The following is a 22,885-nucleotide window of genomic DNA, read 5'->3' as shown; positions in this document are numbered from 1 at the left end:
AGGAGGAAAAGATGGAGAATCAAAATAAAGAGAAAAAGCTGCCGACCTGTATTGAAGGCATTCAAAAATCAGGCAGATTCAAAAGATTAAGAAAGAAAAAAACATTTTGGGCAGGGATATTGTCTGTTGGATTAATAACAGTTATTGTGGCGGGACTTTTATTCCGCAATCAGGCATCAGAAAACAAGGCCGCCGGGATGAGCGTGCAGTCGGCCACAGCATCCACTGGCAGCATCAGTACGACTGTGGTTGGCACGGGAACACTGGCGGAAGGATCAGCCACTGATGTAGCGGTGCCTGTAGGCATTAAAGTAAAAGAAGTGCTGGTAGAGAGCGGCGAAACGGTGAAAGAGGGACAGGAGCTGGCTGCCCTGGATGAGGCATCCATCGCCAGCCAGCTGCTGGAGGTGAAGGAAAGTATCGAAAGCGTAGAAGAAGAGATCAATAATCTGTCTGATGAGGCACAGACCGCCGGTACAACGGAATATCTGGAATCTAAGGTGTTGAACGGGCAGCTTGCGGAATTGAAAGAAGCTCAGGACACGCTGAACACGCTTCTGGAATCAAAAGTCATTACCGCGTCCTGTGCTGGTACAATCAGCAGCATCCATGTTACAGCGGACACAGTGGTCACACAGTCTTCGGGGAACACCGCCGGTTCGGCGTCAGGAACCAGCAGTTCATCGGCTTCGGCATCGGGGAGCAGCTCCTCAGCCGGGACATCGTCGGGGAGTAAAAATATGAACATGTCCGGGACGGCATCCGGCAGCCAGGTGAATATGGTGTATCTTACAGCGGATATTACACAATCTGAGCCTGAAGCTGCTGATCAGGCCGGTACAGATGCTCCTGCGGCAGTCAGCGCAGCAGACGAAGATGAAAGCGGCGCAGCGGATAGCAACGAGGATATAAACAGCCAGGAGGCGATCCGTATTGAGTCCTGCGCTGTAAAGGTGTCAGCTCCTGTCACCGGAGAAAAGCCGCAGACAGAAATTCCGTCAACGGATCAGTATACCGGAACCATTTCATGGAATTGTTCAACGGAAACCTTCCTGGAGAAAACGGTGTATACTGCAACCATAAAGCTGACAGCGAAAGAGGGATATGTTTTTTCGGCGAATATCCTGCCGGAAATACAAGGTGCGGACGTGTCAGGCGAGGTGCTTGCGGATGATGCCGGTAACAGTATTCTAAAAATCAAGGCGGAATTTGCAAAGACCGCAGCGGATAAAGACGCTGCACAATCAGAGTCAGACCAGCCATCAGATAATAACGGGACTGATCAGAACGGAGGCAGCACTTCAGACGATGCCGCAGACGGAGGGAATGCGTTAAGCGGAGGAAGTCCGGCAAGCGGAGGAAGCACGGTAACCGGGGGAGGCGTTACAGCAGGAACCGGCCAGAGCACGGCGGCAGCTTCTAATGATTCAGGAAGCTCCGGCGGCAGTTCTTCAGACGGAACTTCATCATCCGATTACAGTGTCTATGAGGCGGCAGCTTTTTCCATAGCAAGTCCTGATGAGGCGGTCGTATCGATCAATGTAGACGAACTGGATATTCTATCTGTTGAAAAGGGACAGATGGCTGTCATTACATTAGATGCGCTGGAAAACCAGGAATTCGAGGGAACGATAACGAAAGTCTCTGCTACGGCCTCCAGCGGGAGCAGCAGCGCCAAATATCCGGTGGAAATCACGATGAAAAAGACGGATGACATGAAGCTTGGTATGAGTGTTTCTGCAACAATTCAGATTGATGAATCTGAGGATGCGGTTCTCATTCCCATAAACGCTCTTCAGGAGAAGGGGAATCGTACTTTTGTCTATACAGGCACGGATGAAGACGGAAATCCGACCGGTGAAACAGAGGTTGAGACAGGTCTTTCCGATGGAAGCCAGGTGGAAATTATCAGCGGCCTCAAAAGCGGTGACACCGTGTATTACCTGAAAGCAGATGGTTCAGAAAGCGGCTTTGATATGTCCCAGGATATGATGGGCGGCTTCGGACAGGATATGCCCGGTGGAGGCATGCCTGAGGGCGGTCCCGACGGTTTCGATTTTTCAAAATAGCGGAGGGACTAAAATATGATTGTGTTAAATGATGTGTCGAAAGTATACCAAATCGGTGAGTCTGAGGTTTATGCGCTGGACCATGCCAGTATGCGCGTCAGGGAAGGGGAATTTGTCAGTATCATAGGCCCATCCGGAAGCGGGAAATCGACTATGATGAATATTATCGGCTGTCTCGATATGGCAGACAGCGGACAGTATCTGCTGGACAGACAGCCGATCGAGGAGTATACGGAGACAGAGCTGGCAAAAATCAGAAACCGAAAGATTGGATTCATTTTCCAGAGCTTTAACCTGATTGGTAATATGACGGCGGCAGAAAATATAGAACTGCCGCTGATCTATCAGAAGATTCCCAGAGAAGAGCGGAAAGAGCGGGTGGCACAGGCTCTTGAAAAGGTTCGTCTTACGGGCCGCGGCAGACATAAACCTAACGAACTCTCAGGGGGACAGCAGCAGAGAGTTGCCATTGCCAGGGCAATTGCATCCAGACCGTCTCTTTTCCTGGCCGATGAGCCGACCGGCAATCTGGATTCTGCAACCGGAAAAGAGATTATGGAACTGTTTCATGACCTGCACAGGCAGGGCAGTACCATTGTCCTGATCACGCATGACGATTCCATAGCTAGTCAGGCAGACCGGAGCGTCCATATACTGGATGGGAAGATCAGGGAGGTGGCACGATGACAGCACAGTCAATGAAAATGGCATGGAAGTCTATTTCCTCCAATAAAATGCGCTCCTTTCTGACCATGCTGGGCATTATCATAGGAGTGATTTCTCTGGTCGTACTGGTTTCTCTGGTCAGTGGTACAACGGAATCTGTGAGCAGCCAGATTTCCAGCATGGGCAGTAATCTTCTGACAGTATCGGTAAAGGATGACAAAGGCAATCCCATGAAACTCGCGGATGTTGCGGATCTGGCGGACGACGAAGAGATCCGGGAAGCGGCGCCGGTGGCGCAGAGCAGTGTTACGGCTTCCAGTACTTATTCAGAAGAAACTGCCAGCATATACGGCACAACAGGGGCGTATGCCGATATACAGGACTTAGAGCTGTATGCGGGTAGATTTCTGAAGAATACGGATGTAGAAAACCATACGAACGTGGCAGTTATCAATGCAGGACTTGCGACGGATGTAATGGGCAGAATGAACGTGGTTGGCGAAACGGTCAGCCTGAACGGCGTGGCCTATGAGATTATCGGCGTGCTCGCCGCCAGAGACAGCGATTCGACCACAATTCAAAACTATGAGGCCTATATTCCGTATACGTCTTTGATCCGTTTGACGGAAGACGTATCATCGAATATCACCTCATTTTGTGTATCCGCCTCCAGAGAAGATACGCTGGATCACGCAGAAGCTGTTCTGACAGAGGCTATGATGGAACGGTTCAGCCAGGATGAGGATGCATTTACAATTGTGAACCAGTCAACAATCATGGAGGCAATGGAAAGTGTGAATAATACACTGGCACTTCTGCTTGGTGGGATTGCTGCAATATCGCTTCTCGTAGGAGGGATTGGCATTATGAATATTATGCTCGTATCGGTAACAGAAAGAACCCGGGAAATCGGGATTCGCAAGGCGATCGGCGCGGACAGGGGGACGATTATGCTGCAGTTTCTCATAGAAGCGCTGATGCTCAGCCTGCTTGGATGCGTAATAGGAATCCTGCTGTCATGGGGGATATTGCAGATTATTTCTGCTGCAGGAGACAGTGATACGGTATACACACTGTTCGTCAGTGTGGTGTGGATATCTATAGCGTTTTCCATGGGTATCGGGGTGATATTTGGTATTTATCCGGCAAATAAAGCGGCCAAGAAACGGCCGATTGATGCTTTAAGGTATACTGGTTAGACAGATAGAAGAGAACTTCAGGGGTTACTGTGCAGACCGGGCCGTGTACCCCGCTGCACGGCATCGCAGCCGATGAAGTGATGGTCTCGGGCATCTGCAGCAGAAGAAGGAAGCTCTTCGTCCTCTTAGATTATATATGAGGGCGGAGAGCTTCATTTGCTTACTGATGCAGAGCAAATGTTGTCTGAAAAATGCGTCCATCTCCCGCTAAACTTGTAGAATCTTACAATTGACGAAAGTTGAAAATTATGCGAAAATATGACATATATGGCGTTAAATAAATATCAAGCGCATATAGGATGAAAATCATACATATTTGAAAGGAGTTTTAACATGATTTATTCACATGAAGTAGAAATGATGTGTCCGGTAGCCCAGGGTACAAATCACGGACCAGCTCCAATTCCGGAAGAAGCAAAATGGGTACAGGCTAAAGAGATTAAAGATATTTCTGGTTTGACACACGGTGTAGGCTGGTGTGCGCCTCAGCAGGGTACATGTAAACTGACTTTAAATGTTAAAGATGGTATCATTCAGGAAGCTTTAGTTGAGACAATCGGATGTTCAGGAATGACACATTCAGCAGCTATGGCATCTGAGATTCTCCCGGGAAAAACTATTTTAGAAGCACTTAACACAGACCTTGTCTGTGATGCTATCAATACAGCAATGAGAGAACTTTTCTTACAGATCGTTTACGGAAGAACACAGAGTGCGTTCTCAGAAGACGGACTTCCGATCGGCGCTGGTCTGGAAGACTTAGGAAAAGGACTCCGTTCTCAGGTTGGTACAATGTACGGAACACTTGCAAAAGGTCCTCGTTACCTGGAGATGGCTGAAGGCTATGTAACAGGAATCGCTCTGGATGAAAATGATGAAATTATCGGTTACCAGTTTGTAAGCCTTGGTAAGTTAACAGACTTTATCAAAGCAGGCGATACACCGAACGATGCATGGGAAAAAGCAAAAGGCCAGTACGGACGTGTTGCTGATGCTGTGAAGATCATCGACCCACGTAAAGAGTAGTCTGCACAGGCGAAGCGAGTGCCGCAGTTATCGGCAGTTTAATGCATATATAGAAGCTGACAGTAACTGTGGAGTGAAGGCACGTAGCGCCGCATGGTTTTTGTCCATGTATTGCGCTTAGCTAAGTGTCATATAGGTAACGTTAGAATAAATCAGGAGGACAATTAAATGGCTTTATTTGAATCATATGAAAGAAGAATTGATAAAATCAATGAAGTATTAAATAGCTATGGCATTGCTTCTATTGAAGAGGCAGAAAAGATTACAAAGGATGCCGGTCTTGATGTTTACAATCAGGTAAAAGGAATCCAGCCAATCTGTTTTGAGAACGCATGCTGGGCATACATCGTAGGTGCAGCAATCGCAATCAAAAAAGGATGTAAGACAGCAGCTGACGCAGCGGCAGCAATCGGTGAAGGACTTCAGTCTTTCTGTATCCCGGGTTCTGTAGCAGATCAGCGTAAGGTAGGTCTTGGCCACGGTAACTTAGGAAAGATGCTTCTGGAAGAAGATACAGACTGCTTCGCATTCCTGGCAGGACACGAATCTTTCGCAGCAGCAGAAGGAGCAATCGGTATTGCTGAGAAAGCAAACAAAGTTCGCCAGAAACCTCTGCGTGTTATCCTGAACGGTCTTGGAAAAGATGCAGCAAAGGTTATTTCCAGAATCAACGGATTCACATATGTTCAGACAGAATATGATTACTATACAGGAGAACTCAAAGAAGTTCAGAGAACAGCATATTCAGAAGGTCTCCGTGCAAAAGTTAACTGCTACGGTGCAAACGATGTACGTGAAGGCGTTGCAATCATGCACAAAGAAGGCGTAGACGTATCTATCACAGGTAACTCTACTAACCCGACCCGCTTCCAGCATCCGGTTGCTGGTACATACAAAAAGGAATGTATCGAGCAGGGAAAGAAGTATTTCTCCGTAGCATCAGGCGGTGGTACAGGACGTACACTTCACCCGGACAACATGGCTGCAGGCCCGGCTTCCTACGGTATGACAGATACTCTGGGACGTATGCACTCTGACGCTCAGTTTGCAGGATCCTCTTCCGTACCGGCTCACGTTGAGATGATGGGACTGATCGGGGCAGGGAATAATCCGATGGTCGGAATGACGGTAGCTGTTGCGGTCAGCATTGAGGAGGCTGCAAAAGAAGGCAAGTTCTAAAAATTGGATTGAGATAAATGATTATGAGGACTGCATCAACTTTTCACGGTTGGTGCAGTTTTTATTTTGGAATTGTAATAATCCTCATCATTACCTATTAGAAAGACAATTCGCCACAAGCGAAGTATTGCGAAAGGTAAACAAGAAGAGAATTAATCGCCAGAGTTTAAGACATTTAAAATGTAAGATAACTGTAAGGTTGCAATAAAGTTAATGTCAGGATAACGCGATACCATAGAGATATCGAAAGGAGATGTTTCTATGGATTATATTATTACAACGGACCAGCTGACGAAAAGTTACAAAAAGTTTACCGCCGTCAATCATGTCTCGCTTCACATTCAGAAGGGTACCATTTACGGATTCCTCGGCCCGAACGGTGCAGGCAAGTCCACAACTATGAAAATGCTGCTGGGGTTGACCGCGCCGACGGGCGGAAGCTTCAGCATCGCCGGAAAGCATTTTCCGGAGGACCGTCTGGAGATTTTGAAACAAACCGGTTCCCTAATCGAGTCGCCTTCTTTCTATGCCAATCTGACGGGCCGCGAAAATCTGGATATTATCAGGCGGATTTTGGAACTGCCCAAAAAAGCGGTAGAGGACGCACTGGAACTGGTAGGCCTGAAGGAATTCGGCGACCGTCTGGCCAAAAAATATTCGCTGGGGATGAAACAGCGGCTTGGGCTTGCAGGAGCACTTCTTGGCAGGCCGCCGATTCTCATTTTAGATGAGCCGACCAATGGCCTTGATCCATCCGGCATACATGAAATCCGCAATCTGATTAGATCACTTCCCGAGCTCTACGACTGTACAATCCTGATTTCATCCCATATGCTGTCTGAAATCGAATTAATAGCGGATGATATAGGGATTCTTAATCATGGAAGCCTTTTATTTGAAGGAAGTCTGGATGATTTGAAACAGAGCGCGCTGCAGGCCGGATATGCCGCAGAAAATCTTGAGGAGATGTTCCTTGCAATGATAGAGAAGGACAATGCGTCCAGAAAGAAGAGGGCAAAGCTATGAAAATGCTGGCAATTGAACTCCGGAAAGAAAAACGAACCGGTGTAATTCCCGTGCTGCTGGCAGTGGGCGCCCTGGGTGCGCTCTATGCTTTTGCTAACTTTTTAGTGAGAAAAGACACACTGCTGAACCTGCCCCTGAAGCCAATGGATGTTCTGTTGACCCAGCTTTACGGTATGCTTATGGTCTTAAACATGTTTGGTATCGTTGTGGCTGCCTGCATGATTTATAACATGGAGTTTAAAGGCGGTGCCGTTAAAAAGATGTATATGCTGCCAGTGAACGTTCCTGGTATGTATTTGAGTAAATTCTTTATTTTAACAGCCCTGATTTTGGCAGCAATTGTGCTGCAGAATCTGGCGCTTATGCGGATCGGGATGACAGAGCTGCCGCAGGGTACTTTCGAATTGTTTATACTGATACGATTTGCCGCATATTCATTTATCACATCTATGCCGGTACTGGCATTAATGGTACTAATATCATCCCGCTTTGAAAATATGTGGATTACACTGGGGGCGGGAGTAGCCGGTTTTCTGAGTGGGATGGCTTTGGCAAATGGAAAATCGAAGCTGCTGATGATTCATCCATTTGTGGTAATGCTGAAGCCTGCAGTTGCTATGAGCGCCGAACCGGATATCACGGTGCTGCTTGCCGCCTCGGCTGAGACACTGCTTTTTCTTGGGATCGGAATATGGATGACAAAAGTACTGCGATATGAGTAAGGAGGAATGTGCAAATGAATTTTTGGGAACTGCTCAAAATCGAGTTTATGAAGGTAAAACGTTCAAAAATGATTCCCCTGATTTTTATAGCCCCTCTGCTGGTGGTGGCATCGGGGATCGCTAATTTAAGCAGCTATTTCACACCAGAGTATACGAATGCATGGCCTGCGATGTTCATGCAGAGTGCGCTTGTCTATGCCTACTATCTGCTGCCTTTTTCCATGATTGTTGTCTGTGTCATGATTGGGGGGCGGGAAGTGCAGAACAATGGAATTTTAAAAATGCTGGCACTGCCTGTCGGACGGCATACACTGTCTTTCGCAAAATTTCTTGTGTTGGTGTTTTATCTTTTTATGGAAATGGTGGTTTTCCTTGTAGTTTTTGCGGCAGCCGGACAGATTGCCGTGCGTACAACAGGGATTATAGAAACGATGCCGATCCTCTATCTGCTGAAATGGTGTACGGGGCTGTTTCTCACCATGCTCCCCTCCATTGCGGCTATGTGGGCCATTACGGTACTATTTGAGAAACCAATTCTCAGCGTTGGACTGAATCTGCTGCTTGTAATTCCAGGGGTTTTGGCCGCCAACACGCCGCTTTGGATAGCCTATCCATACTGTTACAGCGGATACCTTGTGTCCTGCTCGATTCACACCTTTACAGTGCGGACATCAGAGACTGCATTTCCCATATTTCCCTTCCTGCCGTGCGCGGTTCTGGTTTTCCTGCTGACGCTTGCCCTGGCCGTCACCAGATTTGGGAAGAAAGAGATGAAATAAGTACAGAGAATAATAGGGCTGAACCAGATTAAGAAAGCAGAGGCGTATCTTATAAATAAAAAGTCTGCATTGCAGCAGCCGGCGCAAGGTGTTAAAATGATGCTGTCAGGAAGAGGCATAAAACAGGATGGAGGAGACATTTATTATGAAGACTGAAAGAGTAGAGAATATGTGCGGAGGAGAAGGGCACGTAATAATCAAACATATTCTCGGAGAAACAGAACTAAACGGAAAATGCGGACTATATGCAGAAGTAACACTGGAGCCTGGATGTACTCTCGGATACCACGAACATCACGGGGAGAGCGAGACTTATTATATTCTCTCGGGAGAAGGAATGTACGATGATAATGGGAACAGCCGGGCGGTAAAGGCAGGGGACGTAACCTATACACCGGATAACTGCGGACATGGGCTGCTGAATACGGGGCTTGAAGATCTCGTGTTTATGGCTTTGATTATTAAGGAATAGGGGCGGAGGGCAGCTTTTTGTTTTCAGCCGGTCAGCCGGTTTACTTTGACCGTATTGTAAACCATACCGAACGTTCAAATGTCCATTATCTTACCAGGGGGCAGTGGGTAGAAAACTGCAGGCAATAGTAATGGACATTTTATGTTAGTATATAAAATTAAGGAAATGCTGATTTGAGGATATTTTTAAATTTTGTTAATTCATATGTCTGCGTACGAGACAGGAGATTACACCTGCGAGACACAGGCCGAGCAGTATATTATGAAGGGAGCCGAATACGTCCAGGGCTCCTTTTATTCCGTTCAGGACTGCCAGGGAACCTAAGGTGTCCGGCAAAAATGAGCACAGCAGGAACGAAAGGTAGGATGCAATATAAATGAAGATAAAAGAGAACAGGCCTCTGCCTGTATCTTCTTTGTATACTTTCCGTCCTTCACGGATCCGCATCTTTGTCATGGACCAGAACAGAGCGATCAGTTCAAACAGAAGAAAAACAGCGGCAACAGCCGCGTAGGCGGCCAGGGCGTAGTTTTTTTCTGTAAGGATGGTTTGTGGATCGCCGTAAGGTGCAGCACCGCGCCAGAAATTATAGGCGAGTACGCCAAAAGTTCCGGCAGTTATAAGCAGGGATACAATCCTGACTACGGAACGGGCAACACGATAGATCCCTTTTGTTCCGTATTTCGCCGTTTTTTTGACAGGAGAGAGCAGACGGGATACGTTCGGGCCTGCATTTTTTCTGCGCCGCCGGGGAGCATCCCTGTAGCCGCCGCGCGTGTGGCTGTCATAATCATCATCCATATAATCATTGCGTGAACGCCTGCCGTAACCCTCATCCATATAATCACTGCGTGAACTTCTGTCGTAATCCTCATCGATATAATCATTATCCCTGTAATCACTGCGGGAGCGGCGGCCATAGCCGTCATCTATGTCATAATCATCGTCTTCGTAATCATCGCTGTCAAAGTACTCCACATCGAAGTCTTCAGAATCGTATTCATCAGTATATCCGCCGTCTCTGCCGTCATAGCTGTCTTCATACCGGTTTTTATATATTCCTTCCGTATTCTTGGAAGGCTGTTTGGAGCATACTCCGGACACACTTCGGTAATCCGGGGCTTCCAGTACTACGGTCGCATCGGATAATTTATTTGTTGTCTGTTTGGTATCAAAGTTATATGTGATAGGGACATCTTCTTCATATGTCACTTCAAAATCGTCATCAAAGAATGTGCTGTTCTTCTTTGCATTGCTCATGCAGATCCTCCTCAAATGTCAATATTACTGGTGGTCATTGTATAACTTTTTTTATGTATACTCAAGTGTTAACATCAAAAATTCATAAAGTTCTAAGAAATCTTTCATATTTTTTCCAAAAGTGGTAGAATGGAAAATGTTGCGGCGCCAACTAGTACAACGTAAAATAAGGTTAGCTTATGTGGCAGTTAATTATGATACGATGTACTAATACATGATACGAAAGACGGGAGTGATACTTTATGATAACAGATATGACAGTAGGAAAGCCATCAGGGGTTCTCTGGAAATTTACGATTCCGATGCTGGTAAGCGTCATGTTCCAGCAGATGTATAATATAGTAGACAGTATTGTTGCAGGAAAGTTTGTTGGTGTGAATGCACTGGCTGCGGTCGGGGCATCTTATCCGATTACTATGATATTTATGGCAGTTGCGACCGGGCTTAATATTGGGTGCTCTGTCGTCATTTCCTTGTATTTTGGGGCAAAAGAATATAAACAGATGAAAAGCGCTGTCAGCACTTCGCTGCTGACTGTCCTGGGAATCAGCGTCCTGCTGACCGTTTTGGGGCTCATATTCAGCAGGCCGCTGATGGTTCTCTTAAAGACTCCGGGAGATATTTTCGGCGATTCGGCACTCTATCTTAACATATACATAGGTGGGCTGATCTTCCTGTTTCTGTATAATATCTGCACAGGAGTGTTTACCGCCCTGGGCGATTCCAGGACGCCGCTGTACTTTCTGATTGCTTCTTCGCTGGGGAATATCGTTCTGGATCTGGTGTTTGTGATCAATTTTCATATGGGCGTAAGCGGAGTGGCGTGGGCTACATTTCTGGCACAGGGGCTGTCCTCATTACTGGCATTTCTTACATTAAGGAAGCGCCTGAAGGCAGTGGAAAGCCCAAAATACAAGCTGTTTTCCGGTTCTATGCTGAAAAAGATCATGGAGATTTCTATACCAAGCATCCTGCAGCAGAGCTTTATCTCCGTTGGAAATCTGTTTGTACAGGGGTTGATCAACAGTTATGGTTCTGCGGTGGTAGCCGGGTATTCTGCAGGAATGAAGATCAATACCTTTGCAATCACGTCTTTTACAACGCTGGGAAATGGTTTGTCCAGCTTTACGGCGCAGAATATGGGGGCACAGAAAACGGAACGTGTGGCAAAGGGATTCCGCTCGGGGGTGGTCATGGTTATGAGCGTGGCCGTTCCTGTGTTTCTGCTTTTCTTTTTTGGGGGAAGGCCCATCGTACAGTTGTTTATGAGTGAAGGAGGAGAACAGGCCGCGGATGTAGGCGTGGAATTTCTAAAGATTGTTTCGCCGTTCTACATGATCATATCCTTAAAATTAATCTCAGACGGTATTCTGAGAGGGGCGGGGGCAATGAAGGCATTCATGGCGGCCACTTTTTCAGACCTTATCCTGCGTGTTGTGCTCGCCTTTGTATTCTCGGGAATATGGCAGTCTACGGGGATCTGGCTGTCCTGGCCCGTTGGCTGGCTGATCGGAACCGCATTGTCCCTGGAATTTTATTTTTCAGGAGTATGGAAGAAGAGCAGACTGATATAAAAGGGAGGAGGCCGGCGGTGCATGGGGATGCATCGCCGGCCTCCTCTTTATCAATCAAAGGGTTCGAAAAAGGCTTAATAAAAATCCTGTCAGCTGCCTGTGCGCCGATCCTGCAGCCAGTCCATGCCAAGCAGCGCCAGGATTATGAGAAATCCGAGGACAAAGCAGAGCAGTATCCCGGGGATCGGTTCCAGCCATAGGGCATTTGATAAATAGTTCGATAAGATAATTTCATAATAAATGATTAGGAAAGCGATCAGATAAATAGCGTAAGCTTTCAGCATAACTTTTGCTTTTGCTATATAGAGATCACGTCTGGAAACCGGAAGGGTATCATATTTTCTGAGAAGAAATGCTAAGCGCCCCCTCTCGCGGATCCAGAATAAACGGTGATTCAGATAGAACATTTCCAGCACAATTCCGATCCAGAATGCGGAGTGGCTAAACGACACCGGTGAATCCGGCGCCAGAATCACACTATCCCCGACACCTAATCCGGCATTCATGGCGCTGATCTGCAGTGATGTTTCGCTCTGAACCTGCATGAAAAAGAAGTACATGCAGGCTGCCATGATAAAATAGTGATAACCGATGCGGATGCGAGCTTTTTCTTTTTGATAAAGGTTCATACCGTAGTCCTCCTTCTTCATGTCAGGATAATAAATCACGGATGTGAAATCTCTCAAACGAGGCATCCGGCTCTTTTCTTTTTGGGGCAGTGTTCCGGTGCTGATCCTCCAGGACTTCACGAGTGTTATTCTGTACCAGCTTTCCATCCTTAAGCACAAGGACATAATCGGCCAATTTGTCCAGATCTTCTGTGATATGCGTGGAAAGCAGGATGCCGATATTTTTGTTCAGAATATCCTGCATCATGGCAAGAAAATCCCTACGGAATACCGGATCAAAACCGGCCATAGGCTCATCCAGGAGCAAAAAGCGCGGACGGTGGGCCATGGCGAAACAGAACTGCATCTTCATCATTTCCCCCTTGGACAGCTGATAAAGCAGCTTTGAAGGGGGGAGTTCCATCTTATCCAGATAGGTATAATAGTCTTCCATGGACCAGTCAGAGAAAAATGTCCCCAGAAGATGTCCGTTTTCCAATATAGAGCTTTCCAAATAAAAGGATAGTGTCTCGGACACAAACCCGATCTTCTCCTTATACTTTTCCGGCTCGCTGTGCAGCGAAATCCCATCAATAGAAGCATCTCCCGTGAAATTGCGGGCTGCCCCGGAAATACATTGGAACAGTGTAGTCTTGCCTGATCCGTTCGGTCCGATGAGTGCCGTAAGATACCCGCTCTCCAGCCGGAAGGAGATATCTTTTAGGGCAAAGTTCTTATATGTTTTATTAATATTTGCACACTCAAATACTGTCATCTGAATCCTCACTTCCTTCCCAAAGAATCTGTATCATATCCTGAAACTGGGCGCAGGTCAAATCAAGACGCCGCCCTTCTTTGACGCATTCTGCCATAGCGCCCTCAAGACGTTTCAGCTGTTCTTCCCGAAGTGCTTCCCTGTCAGGTTCTTTTACAAAGAATCCTTTTCCCTGCTGGGAGTAGATCAGGCCCCCGGCCTCCAGGTCTTCATAGGCACGTTTTGTAGTAATGACGCTGATCCCCAGGTCTCTGGCAAGAGAACGGATGGAGGGAAGCATGCTGCCGGGGAGCAGTTCTCCGTTTAATATGGAATTTTTAACGGCCTGCACGATCTGTTCATATATAGGCAGGCTGGAATCTTCTTTTATAAATATATTCAAAGGGCTCACTCCTTTTTATCCGGAAGAGGATAGTACATTTTCTCATAGGAGAGCATATAGGACAGGATAGGGGAACTGCACCGCACGGCAATCAGGGCATTGACTGCAAAGAGCAGCATCCATACAAGGAATATCCAGTGGTTCCATGCTATGTGTGTAACGGCGAGGGTATAGAATACAATGTTTTCTACGATCAGCAGTGCAAACCAGTAAACTCCTGCCATGACTTCCTCGCTTTTTTCAGTGACCATATCAGGCGCTGCCTCCAGCGCCTCTTTCCGGTTTCCCGGGTCTGTGCGCAGGTTCAGCGCCAGAATCAGGAAAAACCATAACCCAAGCTGGACAACGATCTCCATCCAGCCGCCGGAGAGAAAGAAACGTCCGGACATAAACAGCTGTACCAGGATGGTGAGCAGCAGGCTAAAGATGACTTTTACGACAAGGTGAAGGCGGAGATAATGCATTTTTTCCTTTTCGCCCACTGCACAGACGTAAAGAGGCATGGCAAGCCGGATCGGCATTTTTCTCAAAACCAGCCATAAAAACAGGATTGTTGCAACAGCGGTGATCGATACGGCAGATGCCTGGAGCGTTGGGGAGGACTCCATGGCGGCAAGTATCTCAGTACTGTAATCCTTGCCGGAAGTCTGGAGATCCCTCAAAAACTGAACCAGTGTAATCTGTACGCCCAGAATTGTAATCACAGCGTATACGATAAAGTACAGAATAAAGGTTAAAAAGTTTCTCTTAACATCCAGCCACAGATCATTTAAAATAATCCGGATCATTTGATAAAACCCCCTTTGCTAAGATAATACATCAAATCCTCCAGTGTCGGCCTTGCTGTTTCAAGTCCCAGCAGCTGTCCTTCCCGCGGATATTCGATCAGCAGGGAACTTCTGTAGGCTTCGTGGAGACGGCAGATCACATTGGCGCCAAAAAGGTGTTCAATCTGTTCCCGGGTACCATATGCGATATAAAATCTATCATTTAGTTCCTCTTTATCCAGCTGGAGGCAGAGACTGCCGTTATCCATAAGGGCGATATAATCTCCAATCTGATCTAAATCGGAGGTTAGGTGGGTGGAAAACAGAATGCTGCGTGTGCCGTTCTCAACGATGTCCTGCATGTAACCAAGCAGTTCTCTGCGAAACAGCGGATCCAGGCCCGCAGAGGGTTCATCCATCAGGAAAAGCTTTGCATCATGGGAGAGGGCAAAGGCCAGCTGAAACCGGGTCTTCTGTCCTTTGGAAAGCTTTCCTGCCTTCTGCCCGGGGGCTATTTCAAATCTGCTGCAGAACTTCAGAAACAGTGCATGGTCATACCGGGAATACAGGGAACCGAAAGATTTCCCGTTTGTTTCAACGGTAAGATTGTCTTCAAAGGGTGATTCATCCAGCACGAAGCCAATGTCATCCTTTGCCTGGCGCTCCTGGGTGTCCATGGAATGCCCGTTGATGAAGACTTCCCCGCTGTCTTTCTGATAGAGGCGCAGGATTGTCTTGATCAGAGAGGTTTTTCCTGCACCGTTCCTGCCGATCAGTCCCATGATATATCCAGGTTCCAGTGTGAGATTAATATCTGTGAGCTTTAAACTTCCAATTGCTTTGTTCAGATTTTTGATTTCAAGCAGATTGTCCATTGCGATCCTCCTGACTGTGAATCATACTGTATATATACTGTATATGTTTATATATACAGTATACCCTAAATATATATTTGTCAATAGGGGAATACAAAATATAGGTGATGGGAAATAATAACAGAAAACAGAAAGGAAATGAAGAAGAATGAATGTTCAAAAATGTGGAATTATCGGATGCGGCGGCGTAGGCGCCACAACCGCATATACATTGGTAGAAAGCGGGTTGTTCAATGAAATGGTCCTGATCGATATTGACAAACGCAAAGCGGAAGGAGAGGCCCTGGACATCGGGCACGGTATTCCGTTTACCGTCCCCTCTGATATCTATGCCGGAGATTACGAGGATCTTAAAGATGCATATCTGGTCGTGGTGACGGCAGGTGCTAATCAGATGCCGGGTGAGACAAGGCTGGATATCTCCGCAAAAAATGCAAAGGTTTTCAGACAGATCATTCCGGAAATTGTAAAATACAATTCCGAGTGTATCTTGCTGATTGTGACAAATCCGGTAGATATCCTAACCAGTCTGGCGCTGAAGCTGTCCGGTTTTCCGGCCAGCCGGGTAATCGGAAGCGGAACCGTGCTGGATACCGCAAGACTTAAATATCTTCTGGGCAAGAAGTTCAATTTGGATTACCGGAATATCCATGCCTGGATGATCGGGGAACACGGCGACAGCGAGCTTGCAGTCTGGAGCAGCGCAACAGTGGCGGGCCTTCCTGTAGACGAATACTGCCGCCAGCACGGGCGAACCCGCGCCAGTCTTCAGCTCAATGAAATATACGAAGAAGTCCGCGACAGCGCTTATGAGATTATAGACAGAAAAGGCTCTACTTTCTATGCTGTCGCGATGGCGGTAAAAAGAATCGCTCAGGCGCTGGTGCGTGATGAGCATTCCATTATGACAGTCTCCAGCCTGGCACAGGGACATTACGGCCTCAATCACGTCTGCATTGGCCTGCCTACTGTGGTAGGGAGAAATGGGGCGGAGGATATTATAGAGATACCTCTGAATGCACAGGAGAGAGAAGCTTTGAGTGAGTCGGCACAGGGGCTTCAGAAAATTATGGAATCTTTGTAGAGAGGGGGACGCTTTAAAACCGGGAAGCCTGGCACCTGGCGGGAGCATATATGCCATTTTAAAAATCCGCTCCGTTGCCGTAAGAATCCCTAAAGGAAAAAACATAGAAAATGGTGGTCCAGCGGCATGCAACCCGAAATTTGGTAATTTCGGGTCTTAGGCCGCTTCAGAATTTGACGTGAGACGTCAAATTCTGCCCACCATTTTCTATGTTTTTTCCTTAAGGGATTCTAACGGAAACTCTAGGACTTTTAAAATGGCATATATGCTCCCGCCAGGCGCCAGGCTTCCCGGTTTTAAAGCTGGTGCATCCGGGCGGTAGGAAGGCCGTCCTCGGGAGGAGATCTTAGCGGTGGCGGCTTATTGAATTGCTCGGTGGAACGTGATGGTTTAGGGAAGGGAGCGGGGCTGTTCGCGCCGGTAGCTTTGCAAGGGAGATTCTTGTTTATGGGCTGGGGTGCTGATATAATTATGGTAAAACGTTGGTTTAGGAGGTAAGATTTATGAAGGTTTTGATGCTGAATGGAAGCTGTAACTTGAAGGGATGTACATACACGGCTTTGGAGGAGATCGGAAGGGTGCTTTTGGATGAGGGCTTGGATTATGAGATTTTTCAGATTGGGGCGAAACCGGTCAGGGACTGTCTTGGGTGCGGCAAGTGCAGGGATGGAAAATGTGTTTTTACGGACGATGGAGTGAATGAGTTTGTGGAAAAGGCCTATGAGGCGGACGGGTTTGTATTTGGATCTCCGGTTTATTATGCGCATCCGAGCGGACGGAGTCTTTCGTTTTTGGACAGGGCATTTTATGGGAATAGCAGCGATGAACGCTGCAGGGCATTTAAGTATAAGCCGGGGGCAGCTATTGTATCCGCGCGGCGGGGTGGCACAACGGCCTCACTGGACGCAATCCAGAAGTATTTTGGGATTGCGCAGATGCCCACGGTTGGATCTACTTATTGGAATATGGTGCACGGGCAGAAACCGGAGGATGTCATGAAAGACGAAGAGGGACTGCAGACAATGCGTAATATAGGAAGGAATATGGCCTGGATGGTGAAGTGCTTTGCGGCTGGTAAGCAGGCGGGGATTGTGCTTCCAAAGACGGAACTGGAGTATTCTACGAATTTTATCAGGGAAGTATAGATAAATAGCACGGTGGAGGCCGTGCTTTTTAGCGGAAATGAAAGCGATTCTTATGGATTTAGCATGTTGGCGCAGCATCCCAAAAAGTTTATTGACGGATTTTGGAAAATCCCTTATGATTATTAGGTCGAAAGGGGGTGCTGAGTCTGATGAATGTTTTGAATATAGAGCATATAAGTAAGATATTTGGAGATAAGGTTATATTTGATGATGTATCGTATGGGGTACATGATGGAGATAAAATTGGGATTATTGGAATTAACGGGACAGGAAAAACAACATTGCTTAAAATTATTGCCGGCCTCGAAGAGCCGGATGAGGGGCAGGTTGTTAAGCAGAACGGCTTGAAAATGAATTATTTGCGGCAGGATCAGGAGTTTCCGGAAGGGGCAACCGTGCTGTCCTATGTGAGCTCTGGGAAGAAGCAGGAGGAATGGGATGCAGATAATGAGGCTAAAAGTATTTTGAACAGCCTTGGCGTCACAGATCATGAAGCCGTTATCGGGCCTCTTTCTGGTGGTCAGAAAAAACGGGTGGCTCTTGCGCGTGCGCTTGTTTCCGAGGCGGATATCCTTCTTCTTGACGAGCCGACCAACCACTTGGATGAAGAGACCGTGAACTGGCTGGAAGATTATCTGAAACGCTACCGGGGTGTTGTGATTATGGTAACTCATGACAGATATTTTCTGGATAAGGTAACGAATAAAATTTTGGAGATCAGCCATGGAAATCTGTTCGGATATGACGCGAATTATACCGGTTTTCTGGAGATGAAAGCCCAGCGTGAGGAGATGGAGCTGGCGAGCGAAAGAAAACGCCAGAGCGTGCTGCGCGTGGAACTGGAATGGGCCAGACGCGGCTGCCGGGCGAGAAGCACGAAGCAAAGGGCACGTCTGGAGCGCCTGGAGGCTTTGAAAAGCGGTACGGTTCCGGTTCAGGACCAGACGGTAGAACTGGAATCCATGGAAACCAGGATGGGGAAGAAAACGATTGAACTTCATCATATCAGTAAAGGTTTTGGGGACAGGAAACTTATCGAGGATTTTGACTATATTTTTCTGAAGAATCAGAGGATCGGGATTATCGGTGAAAACGGTTGCGGAAAATCAACCTTAATTAAGATGATTGCAGGTCTGATCGAACCCGATACAGGGAGCATTGAAATCGGAGAAACCGTTAAGATCGGTTATTTTGCACAGGAAGAACAGGACATGGATGATGGCCTGAGGGTGATTGATTTTGTGAAAGAGATCGCAGAATATATTCCGACCAGAGAAGGGCGGATTAGTGCGTCTCAGATGCTGGAGCGTTTTTTATTTACTCCTGATATGCAGTATGCACCCATTGGTAAATTATCCGGCGGGGAGAAGCGAAGGCTGTATCTGCTGAAAATTCTGTGCTCCGGCATTAATACGCTCTGCCTGGATGAACCTGGAAATTCCCTGGATATCCCCACACTGACGATTCTGGAAGATTATCTGAATTCATTTCCCGGGATAGTGATCACAGTATCCCATGACCGATATTTCCTGGACAATGTGGCTGACCGCATCTTTGCCTTTGAAAACGGACATTTGGTACAATATGAGGGAGGCTACACAGATTACCTGGAGGCGAAAAAGAATAAGGGGGCGGCGGAAACAGACCATAATACATCTGGGAAAGAGCAGGAAGATAAGAACCAGGCATACAAAGAGTGGAAGCAGAACCGCCCGTCAAAATTAAAGTTTTCCTATAAGGAACAGAAAGAATTCGAATCCATTGATGAGGATATCGCGGCGCTGGAAGAGAAGATAGAGTCGCTGGATGCCGACATTATGGCAAATGCTACTAATTCCGGGAGGTTAAATGAACTGATGGCTCAGAAAAGCCGGGCAGAGACAGAACTGGAAGAAAAGATGGAGCGGTGGGTATACTTAAATGATCTGGCAGAGCGAATAGAAGAGCAGAAAAACACATAATTATGAATAGTATTAAAAAATCAGAGCAGCAGCGGACTGCTCTGATTTTTATATTAATGTGATCTCTTCTTAAATCTGTTTACATGATTTTTTATGATAAGTATAATTGTTTGTTAAAACACAAACATTATTGCTATATATTACATAATAAAAAGTATATATTAAAATAATCTGAAAAATAATTGAAATAGGAATATTTTGTGCTATAATAATCATAGATATTGGAGCAGGCAACAGGAGTGTTTATTTTTGAAGATATGAAAGGAGAAACATATGAGTCATGTAGAATTGCAGGAGAACTATCAGCTTTTTATTAACGGCCAGTGGAAGGATGCTTCCGACGGTGCGGTGTTTACCTCCACATGTCCGGCGAACGGAAAAGTCCTAGCATCCTGTGCACAGGCGACAAAAGAAGATGTGGATGAGGCGGTAAATGCGGCGTGGGCGGCATTTGAGAGCTGGAAAAAGACAAGCGTCAATGAGCGTGCCGCAATCTTAAATCAGATCGCAGACATCATAGACAAGAACGCCGAATTTCTGGCAATGGTGGAATCCGTGGACAATGGGAAGCCGATCCGCGAGACAATGGCAATCGATATCCCTTATGCAGCCAGTCATTTCCGTTATTTTGCCGGCTGTATTATGGCGGAAGAGGGCAGCGCGGTTATGCTGGGCGAGGATACACTCAGTCTGATTCTGAGAGAGCCGATCGGTGTGGTTGGACAGATCGTTCCGTGGAACTTCCCGTTTTTAATGGCTGCCTGGAAACTGGCTCCGGTTCTTGCCAGCGGATGCTGTACGGTATTTAAACCATCCAGCTCTACATCGCTAAGCGTACTGGAATTTGCCAGGCTGGTGCAGGATGTAATTCCGGCGGGCGTATTTAACGTGATCACCGGCGCGGGTTCAAAATCCGGGCAATACATACTGGATCATCCGGGATTCAGAAAACTGGCGTTTACCGGTTCCACGGAAATCGGCTGCAGCGTGGCATGTGCAGCGGCAGAACGCCTGATTCCATCCACACTGGAACTGGGAGGCAAATCGGCCAACATCTTCTTCGATGACTGCAAATGGGATATGGCCATGGACGGACTTCAGCTGGGCATCCTCTTTAACCAGGGTCAGGTATGCTGTGCAGGTTCCCGTGTATTCGTACAGGAAGGAATTTATGACAGATTTGTAGAAGAGGCGGTGAAAGCATTCAACCAGATCAAAGTTGGCTTACCTTGGGAAGCAGAAACCCAGATGGGTTCCCAGATCAACGAGGCCCAGATAGAGAAAATCCTGAGCTATGTCGAAATCGGCAGGCAGGAGGGCGCTGTAGCAGCATGCGGCGGCGAGAGGGCATCGGAAGAAGAACTGGCCAAAGGCTGTTTCATGAAACCAACACTGCTTGTCAATGTAACCAACAACATGCGTGTAGCAAGAGAAGAGATATTCGGACCAGTAGCATGCATTATCAAGTTCAAAGACGAAGAAGAAGTAATAGCCATGGCCAACGACAATGACTACGGTCTGGGAGGCGCTGTATGGACACGCGACATCAACAGGGCCATCCGGGTATCCCGTGCAATAGAAACCGGCCGTATGTGGGTAAACACATACAACGCAATCCCCGAGGGCGCTCCATTTGGAGGATACAAAGCATCAGGCATAGGCCGTGAGACACATAAAGTAATCCTGGAACACTATACACAGATGAAAAACATCATGATCAACCTGTCAGAGGCCCCCTCAGGATTCTACCCTCCAAAATAAGCAAGAATCCAGAGAATGAGCTTTAGCCTCATTCTCGTACGTGTAGTAGGAACAAAGCAGTTCCGCCCCGTGCACATCACAAATATTAGCCAAAAACCATCCGCCGCCCCCGTCTGTTTCCCCCTAAAGTGGAGCCGTCCTACCGCATTGAAGAACCAGCTGCAGAGGAAACGGATATGTGGTGTGGCAGGGCATAGAATAAGTACTACTGCCCCTTAAGGAAATACAGCCTGACTTTATGGATGAAATTTTTTCACCGAAAAAAATTTCAAAGAGAGCTGAGCTTAGCTGTCATCAAGACAGCTAAGTGAATCTCTCTGGTTCCATAAAATCAGGCTGTATTTCCTTTAGGGGCAGTTCACGAATGGACAGCCCTGCCACACCACATATCCGTTTCCTCTGCAGCGTCAGCCAATCCGCCCCCGCGGTCCCCACTTTCCAAACTATCTATTTATATGTTATAATTATTTAATGCATTGACCCGGGCTGCATTAGGAAGTATAATATTACATGTGATTAACAAAACGAAAGAAAAGACAACAAACGCAGATACATGTGATTATTTTTAAATTATATGTGATTATATAGTCCGGGAAATCTTGTGACATAAGTGATAGAAGGAGAAGAAGCATGGAAAAACCAGTACTTGTGATCATGGCGGCAGGAATGGGAAGCCGTTATGGCGGTTTGAAACAGATTGACCCGGTGGATGAGGAAGGCCATATTATTATGGACTTTTCTATTTTTGATGCCAGGAGGGCGGGGTTTGAGAAGGTCGTTTTTATAATAAAGGAAGAAAACGAAGAAGAATTTAAAACCTGTATTGGAGACAGAATCAGCGAATATATGGAAGTAGCCTATGTATTTCAGAAGCTGGATGATCTTCCGGAGGGATTTGCGGTGCCTGATGGACGTGTGAAGCCGTTCGGGACGGGGCATGCAGTTTTATGCTGCAGGAATGTGATCGATGGCCCTTTTGCTGTTATCAACGCGGATGATTATTACGGTGTTCATGCTCTGGAGGAGATTTACCGTTATCTTTCGGAACATGCGGATGATGAGAAGTACAGGTATGCCATGGTGGGGTACCGACTGGATAATACTCTAACAGATAATGGGTATGTATCCAGGGGGATCTGCGAGACGGATGAAGAGGGCTATCTGACCGGAATTATTGAACGGACTCACATTGAGCGAACAACGGAAGGAATTGAATATACAGAGGATGATGGAAAGACATGGAACAAGATAGACAAGAACTGTATCGTATCTTTGAATATGTTTGGCTTTACGAATAGTTTTTTGAGAGAACTGGAGGAGCGGTTCCCGGTATTTCTGGAGAAGAACCTGAAGGAATCACCTTTGAAGTGTGAATATTTTCTGCCGTCGGTGGTAGGTGAACTTCTTGATGAGGATAAGGCGACTGTGAAGGTGTTGAAATCCGAGGACAGATGGTATGGGATCACATATAAGGAAGATAAGCAGAGTGTTGTGGATGCGGTTGCAGAGATGAAGGGAAAGGGAACCTATCCCCTGCACCTCTGGAGATAAACAG

At 46.9% G+C, this 22,885-nt stretch carries 21 protein-coding genes; 15 read left to right on the top strand and 6 right to left on the bottom strand.

The window, feature by feature from the left end; genetic code table 11:
- Positions 1-11: 11 nt before the first annotated feature.
- The 9 genes from GKG43_RS12615 (at position 12) to GKG43_RS12575 (ending at position 9,138) form a co-directional block, all read left to right on the top strand.
- Positions 12-2,069 (top strand): HlyD family efflux transporter periplasmic adaptor subunit, encoded by a 2,058-nt coding sequence (locus GKG43_RS12615; protein WP_055151249.1) that lies wholly within the window; start codon positions 12-14, stop codon positions 2,067-2,069.
- A gap of 15 nt (positions 2,070-2,084) precedes the next feature.
- Positions 2,085-2,756: an ABC transporter ATP-binding protein gene (locus GKG43_RS12610; protein WP_055151246.1), complete on the top strand. Its 672-nt coding sequence runs from the start codon at positions 2,085-2,087 to the stop codon at positions 2,754-2,756.
- The gene (locus GKG43_RS12605) at positions 2,753-3,934 is read left to right on the top strand and encodes an ABC transporter permease (protein WP_055151243.1); all 1,182 of its coding nucleotides are present in this window, start codon (positions 2,753-2,755) and stop codon (positions 3,932-3,934) included. The genes GKG43_RS12610 and GKG43_RS12605 overlap by 4 nt, the downstream gene beginning before the upstream one ends.
- A gap of 333 nt (positions 3,935-4,267) precedes the next feature.
- Entirely contained in the window at positions 4,268-4,960 is a 693-nt protein-coding gene (locus GKG43_RS12600; protein ID WP_025657629.1) for a nitrogen fixation protein NifU, read from the top strand.
- Between the two features lie 168 nt (positions 4,961-5,128).
- Positions 5,129-6,139: a GGGtGRT protein gene (locus GKG43_RS12595; protein ID WP_055151240.1), complete on the top strand. Its 1,011-nt coding sequence runs from the start codon at positions 5,129-5,131 to the stop codon at positions 6,137-6,139.
- Positions 6,140-6,400: 261 nt separating this feature from the next.
- Complete coding sequence (locus GKG43_RS12590; RefSeq protein ID WP_055151237.1) at positions 6,401-7,165, top strand: ABC transporter ATP-binding protein; 765 nt, start codon at positions 6,401-6,403, stop codon at positions 7,163-7,165.
- The gene (locus tag GKG43_RS12585) at positions 7,162-7,887 is read left to right on the top strand and encodes an ABC transporter permease (protein WP_050642446.1); all 726 of its coding nucleotides are present in this window, start codon (positions 7,162-7,164) and stop codon (positions 7,885-7,887) included. The genes GKG43_RS12590 and GKG43_RS12585 overlap by 4 nt, the downstream gene beginning before the upstream one ends.
- Before the next feature lie 14 nt (positions 7,888-7,901).
- Positions 7,902-8,666 carry an ABC transporter permease gene (locus tag GKG43_RS12580; protein WP_050642445.1) on the top strand — a complete coding sequence of 255 codons (765 nt, stop codon included), beginning with the start codon at positions 7,902-7,904 and terminating at the stop codon, positions 8,664-8,666.
- Between the two features lie 145 nt (positions 8,667-8,811).
- Positions 8,812-9,138 carry a cupin domain-containing protein gene (locus GKG43_RS12575; RefSeq protein ID WP_050642801.1) on the top strand — a complete coding sequence of 109 codons (327 nt, stop codon included), beginning with the start codon at positions 8,812-8,814 and terminating at the stop codon, positions 9,136-9,138.
- Between the two features lie 195 nt (positions 9,139-9,333).
- On the opposite strand, the gene GKG43_RS12570 is transcribed toward GKG43_RS12575, so the two are convergent.
- Positions 9,334-10,398 (bottom strand): ATP-dependent RNA helicase, encoded by a 1,065-nt coding sequence (locus GKG43_RS12570; protein ID WP_242857522.1) that lies wholly within the window; start codon positions 10,396-10,398, stop codon positions 9,334-9,336.
- A 242-nt stretch (positions 10,399-10,640) separates the two neighbouring features.
- Between GKG43_RS12570 and GKG43_RS12565 the strand changes: the two genes are divergently transcribed.
- A complete protein-coding gene (locus GKG43_RS12565; RefSeq protein ID WP_055151234.1) occupies positions 10,641-11,972 on the top strand; it encodes an MATE family efflux transporter in 1,332 nt (443 codons plus the stop codon).
- Between the two features lie 89 nt (positions 11,973-12,061).
- Here the strand turns inward: GKG43_RS12565 and GKG43_RS12560 are convergent, their stop codons facing one another.
- The 5 genes from GKG43_RS12560 to GKG43_RS12540 are packed head-to-tail and all read right to left on the bottom strand — an operon-like array spanning position 12,062 to position 15,379.
- A complete protein-coding gene (locus GKG43_RS12560; RefSeq protein WP_050642443.1) occupies positions 12,062-12,601 on the bottom strand; it encodes a hypothetical protein in 540 nt (179 codons plus the stop codon).
- A 22-nt stretch (positions 12,602-12,623) separates the two neighbouring features.
- Positions 12,624-13,355: an ABC transporter ATP-binding protein gene (locus GKG43_RS12555; protein WP_154253315.1), complete on the bottom strand. Its 732-nt coding sequence runs from the start codon at positions 13,353-13,355 to the stop codon at positions 12,624-12,626.
- A complete protein-coding gene (locus GKG43_RS12550) occupies positions 13,342-13,746 on the bottom strand; it encodes a GntR family transcriptional regulator (RefSeq protein ID WP_242843901.1) in 405 nt (134 codons plus the stop codon). Before GKG43_RS12550 ends, GKG43_RS12555 begins: the two co-directional genes overlap by 14 nt.
- The gene (locus tag GKG43_RS12545) at positions 13,743-14,525 is read right to left on the bottom strand and encodes a hypothetical protein (RefSeq protein ID WP_050642440.1); all 783 of its coding nucleotides are present in this window, start codon (positions 14,523-14,525) and stop codon (positions 13,743-13,745) included. Before GKG43_RS12545 ends, GKG43_RS12550 begins: the two co-directional genes overlap by 4 nt.
- The gene (locus GKG43_RS12540) at positions 14,522-15,379 is read right to left on the bottom strand and encodes an ABC transporter ATP-binding protein (RefSeq protein WP_050642439.1); all 858 of its coding nucleotides are present in this window, start codon (positions 15,377-15,379) and stop codon (positions 14,522-14,524) included. The genes GKG43_RS12545 and GKG43_RS12540 overlap by 4 nt, the downstream gene beginning before the upstream one ends.
- A gap of 148 nt (positions 15,380-15,527) precedes the next feature.
- Between GKG43_RS12540 and GKG43_RS12535 the strand changes: the two genes are divergently transcribed.
- The 5 genes from GKG43_RS12535 (at position 15,528) to GKG43_RS12515 (ending at position 22,881) form a co-directional block, all read left to right on the top strand.
- On the top strand, positions 15,528-16,463 hold the full coding sequence (locus GKG43_RS12535) for an L-lactate dehydrogenase (RefSeq protein ID WP_050642438.1): 936 nt from the start codon (positions 15,528-15,530) through the stop codon (positions 16,461-16,463).
- 503 nt (positions 16,464-16,966) lie between these two features.
- The gene (locus GKG43_RS12530) at positions 16,967-17,608 is read left to right on the top strand and encodes a flavodoxin family protein (RefSeq protein WP_050642437.1); all 642 of its coding nucleotides are present in this window, start codon (positions 16,967-16,969) and stop codon (positions 17,606-17,608) included.
- Positions 17,609-17,757: 149 nt separating this feature from the next.
- Positions 17,758-19,569 carry an ABC-F family ATP-binding cassette domain-containing protein gene (locus tag GKG43_RS12525; protein ID WP_055151231.1) on the top strand — a complete coding sequence of 604 codons (1,812 nt, stop codon included), beginning with the start codon at positions 17,758-17,760 and terminating at the stop codon, positions 19,567-19,569.
- A 273-nt stretch (positions 19,570-19,842) separates the two neighbouring features.
- The gene (locus GKG43_RS12520) at positions 19,843-21,330 is read left to right on the top strand and encodes an aldehyde dehydrogenase family protein (RefSeq protein WP_055151227.1); all 1,488 of its coding nucleotides are present in this window, start codon (positions 19,843-19,845) and stop codon (positions 21,328-21,330) included.
- Between the two features lie 630 nt (positions 21,331-21,960).
- Positions 21,961-22,881 carry a sugar phosphate nucleotidyltransferase gene (locus GKG43_RS12515; protein ID WP_055151224.1) on the top strand — a complete coding sequence of 307 codons (921 nt, stop codon included), beginning with the start codon at positions 21,961-21,963 and terminating at the stop codon, positions 22,879-22,881.
- Positions 22,882-22,885: the final 4 nt, after the last annotated feature.

The organism is Eubacterium sp. BIOML-A2 (assembly GCF_009680135.1).
Classification (GTDB): Bacteria; Bacillota; Clostridia; order Lachnospirales; family Lachnospiraceae; genus Faecalicatena; species Faecalicatena contortus_B.
Note: the sequence above shows the minus strand (reverse complement) of the source record. Positions and strands in the feature narration are given on the sequence as shown.

Excerpts from the sequence above, each read along its gene's own strand:
- GKG43_RS12540 (WP_050642439.1), bottom strand. The coding sequence starts at position 15,379 with ATGGACAATCTGCTTGAAATCAAAAATCTGAACAAAGCAATTGGAAGT.
- GKG43_RS12570 (WP_242857522.1), bottom strand. The coding sequence starts at position 10,398 with ATGAGCAATGCAAAGAAGAACAGCACATTCTTTGATGACGATTTTGAA.
- GKG43_RS12595 (WP_055151240.1), top strand. The coding sequence starts at position 5,129 with ATGGCTTTATTTGAATCATATGAAAGAAGAATTGATAAAATCAATGAA.
- GKG43_RS12565 (WP_055151234.1), top strand. The coding sequence starts at position 10,641 with ATGATAACAGATATGACAGTAGGAAAGCCATCAGGGGTTCTCTGGAAA.
- GKG43_RS12545 (WP_050642440.1), bottom strand. The coding sequence starts at position 14,525 with ATGATCCGGATTATTTTAAATGATCTGTGGCTGGATGTTAAGAGAAAC.
- GKG43_RS12575 (WP_050642801.1), top strand. The coding sequence starts at position 8,812 with ATGAAGACTGAAAGAGTAGAGAATATGTGCGGAGGAGAAGGGCACGTA.
- GKG43_RS12515 (WP_055151224.1), top strand. The coding sequence starts at position 21,961 with ATGGAAAAACCAGTACTTGTGATCATGGCGGCAGGAATGGGAAGCCGT.
- GKG43_RS12520 (WP_055151227.1), top strand. The coding sequence starts at position 19,843 with ATGAGTCATGTAGAATTGCAGGAGAACTATCAGCTTTTTATTAACGGC.
- GKG43_RS12560 (WP_050642443.1), bottom strand. The coding sequence starts at position 12,601 with ATGAACCTTTATCAAAAAGAAAAAGCTCGCATCCGCATCGGTTATCAC.
- GKG43_RS12530 (WP_050642437.1), top strand. The coding sequence starts at position 16,967 with ATGAAGGTTTTGATGCTGAATGGAAGCTGTAACTTGAAGGGATGTACA.
- GKG43_RS12605 (WP_055151243.1), top strand. The coding sequence starts at position 2,753 with ATGACAGCACAGTCAATGAAAATGGCATGGAAGTCTATTTCCTCCAAT.
- GKG43_RS12600 (WP_025657629.1), top strand. The coding sequence starts at position 4,268 with ATGATTTATTCACATGAAGTAGAAATGATGTGTCCGGTAGCCCAGGGT.
- GKG43_RS12590 (WP_055151237.1), top strand. The coding sequence starts at position 6,401 with ATGGATTATATTATTACAACGGACCAGCTGACGAAAAGTTACAAAAAG.
- GKG43_RS12555 (WP_154253315.1), bottom strand. The coding sequence starts at position 13,355 with ATGACAGTATTTGAGTGTGCAAATATTAATAAAACATATAAGAACTTT.
- GKG43_RS12535 (WP_050642438.1), top strand. The coding sequence starts at position 15,528 with ATGAATGTTCAAAAATGTGGAATTATCGGATGCGGCGGCGTAGGCGCC.
- GKG43_RS12580 (WP_050642445.1), top strand. The coding sequence starts at position 7,902 with ATGAATTTTTGGGAACTGCTCAAAATCGAGTTTATGAAGGTAAAACGT.
- GKG43_RS12615 (WP_055151249.1), top strand. The coding sequence starts at position 12 with ATGGAGAATCAAAATAAAGAGAAAAAGCTGCCGACCTGTATTGAAGGC.
- GKG43_RS12585 (WP_050642446.1), top strand. The coding sequence starts at position 7,162 with ATGAAAATGCTGGCAATTGAACTCCGGAAAGAAAAACGAACCGGTGTA.
- GKG43_RS12525 (WP_055151231.1), top strand. The coding sequence starts at position 17,758 with ATGAATGTTTTGAATATAGAGCATATAAGTAAGATATTTGGAGATAAG.
- GKG43_RS12610 (WP_055151246.1), top strand. The coding sequence starts at position 2,085 with ATGATTGTGTTAAATGATGTGTCGAAAGTATACCAAATCGGTGAGTCT.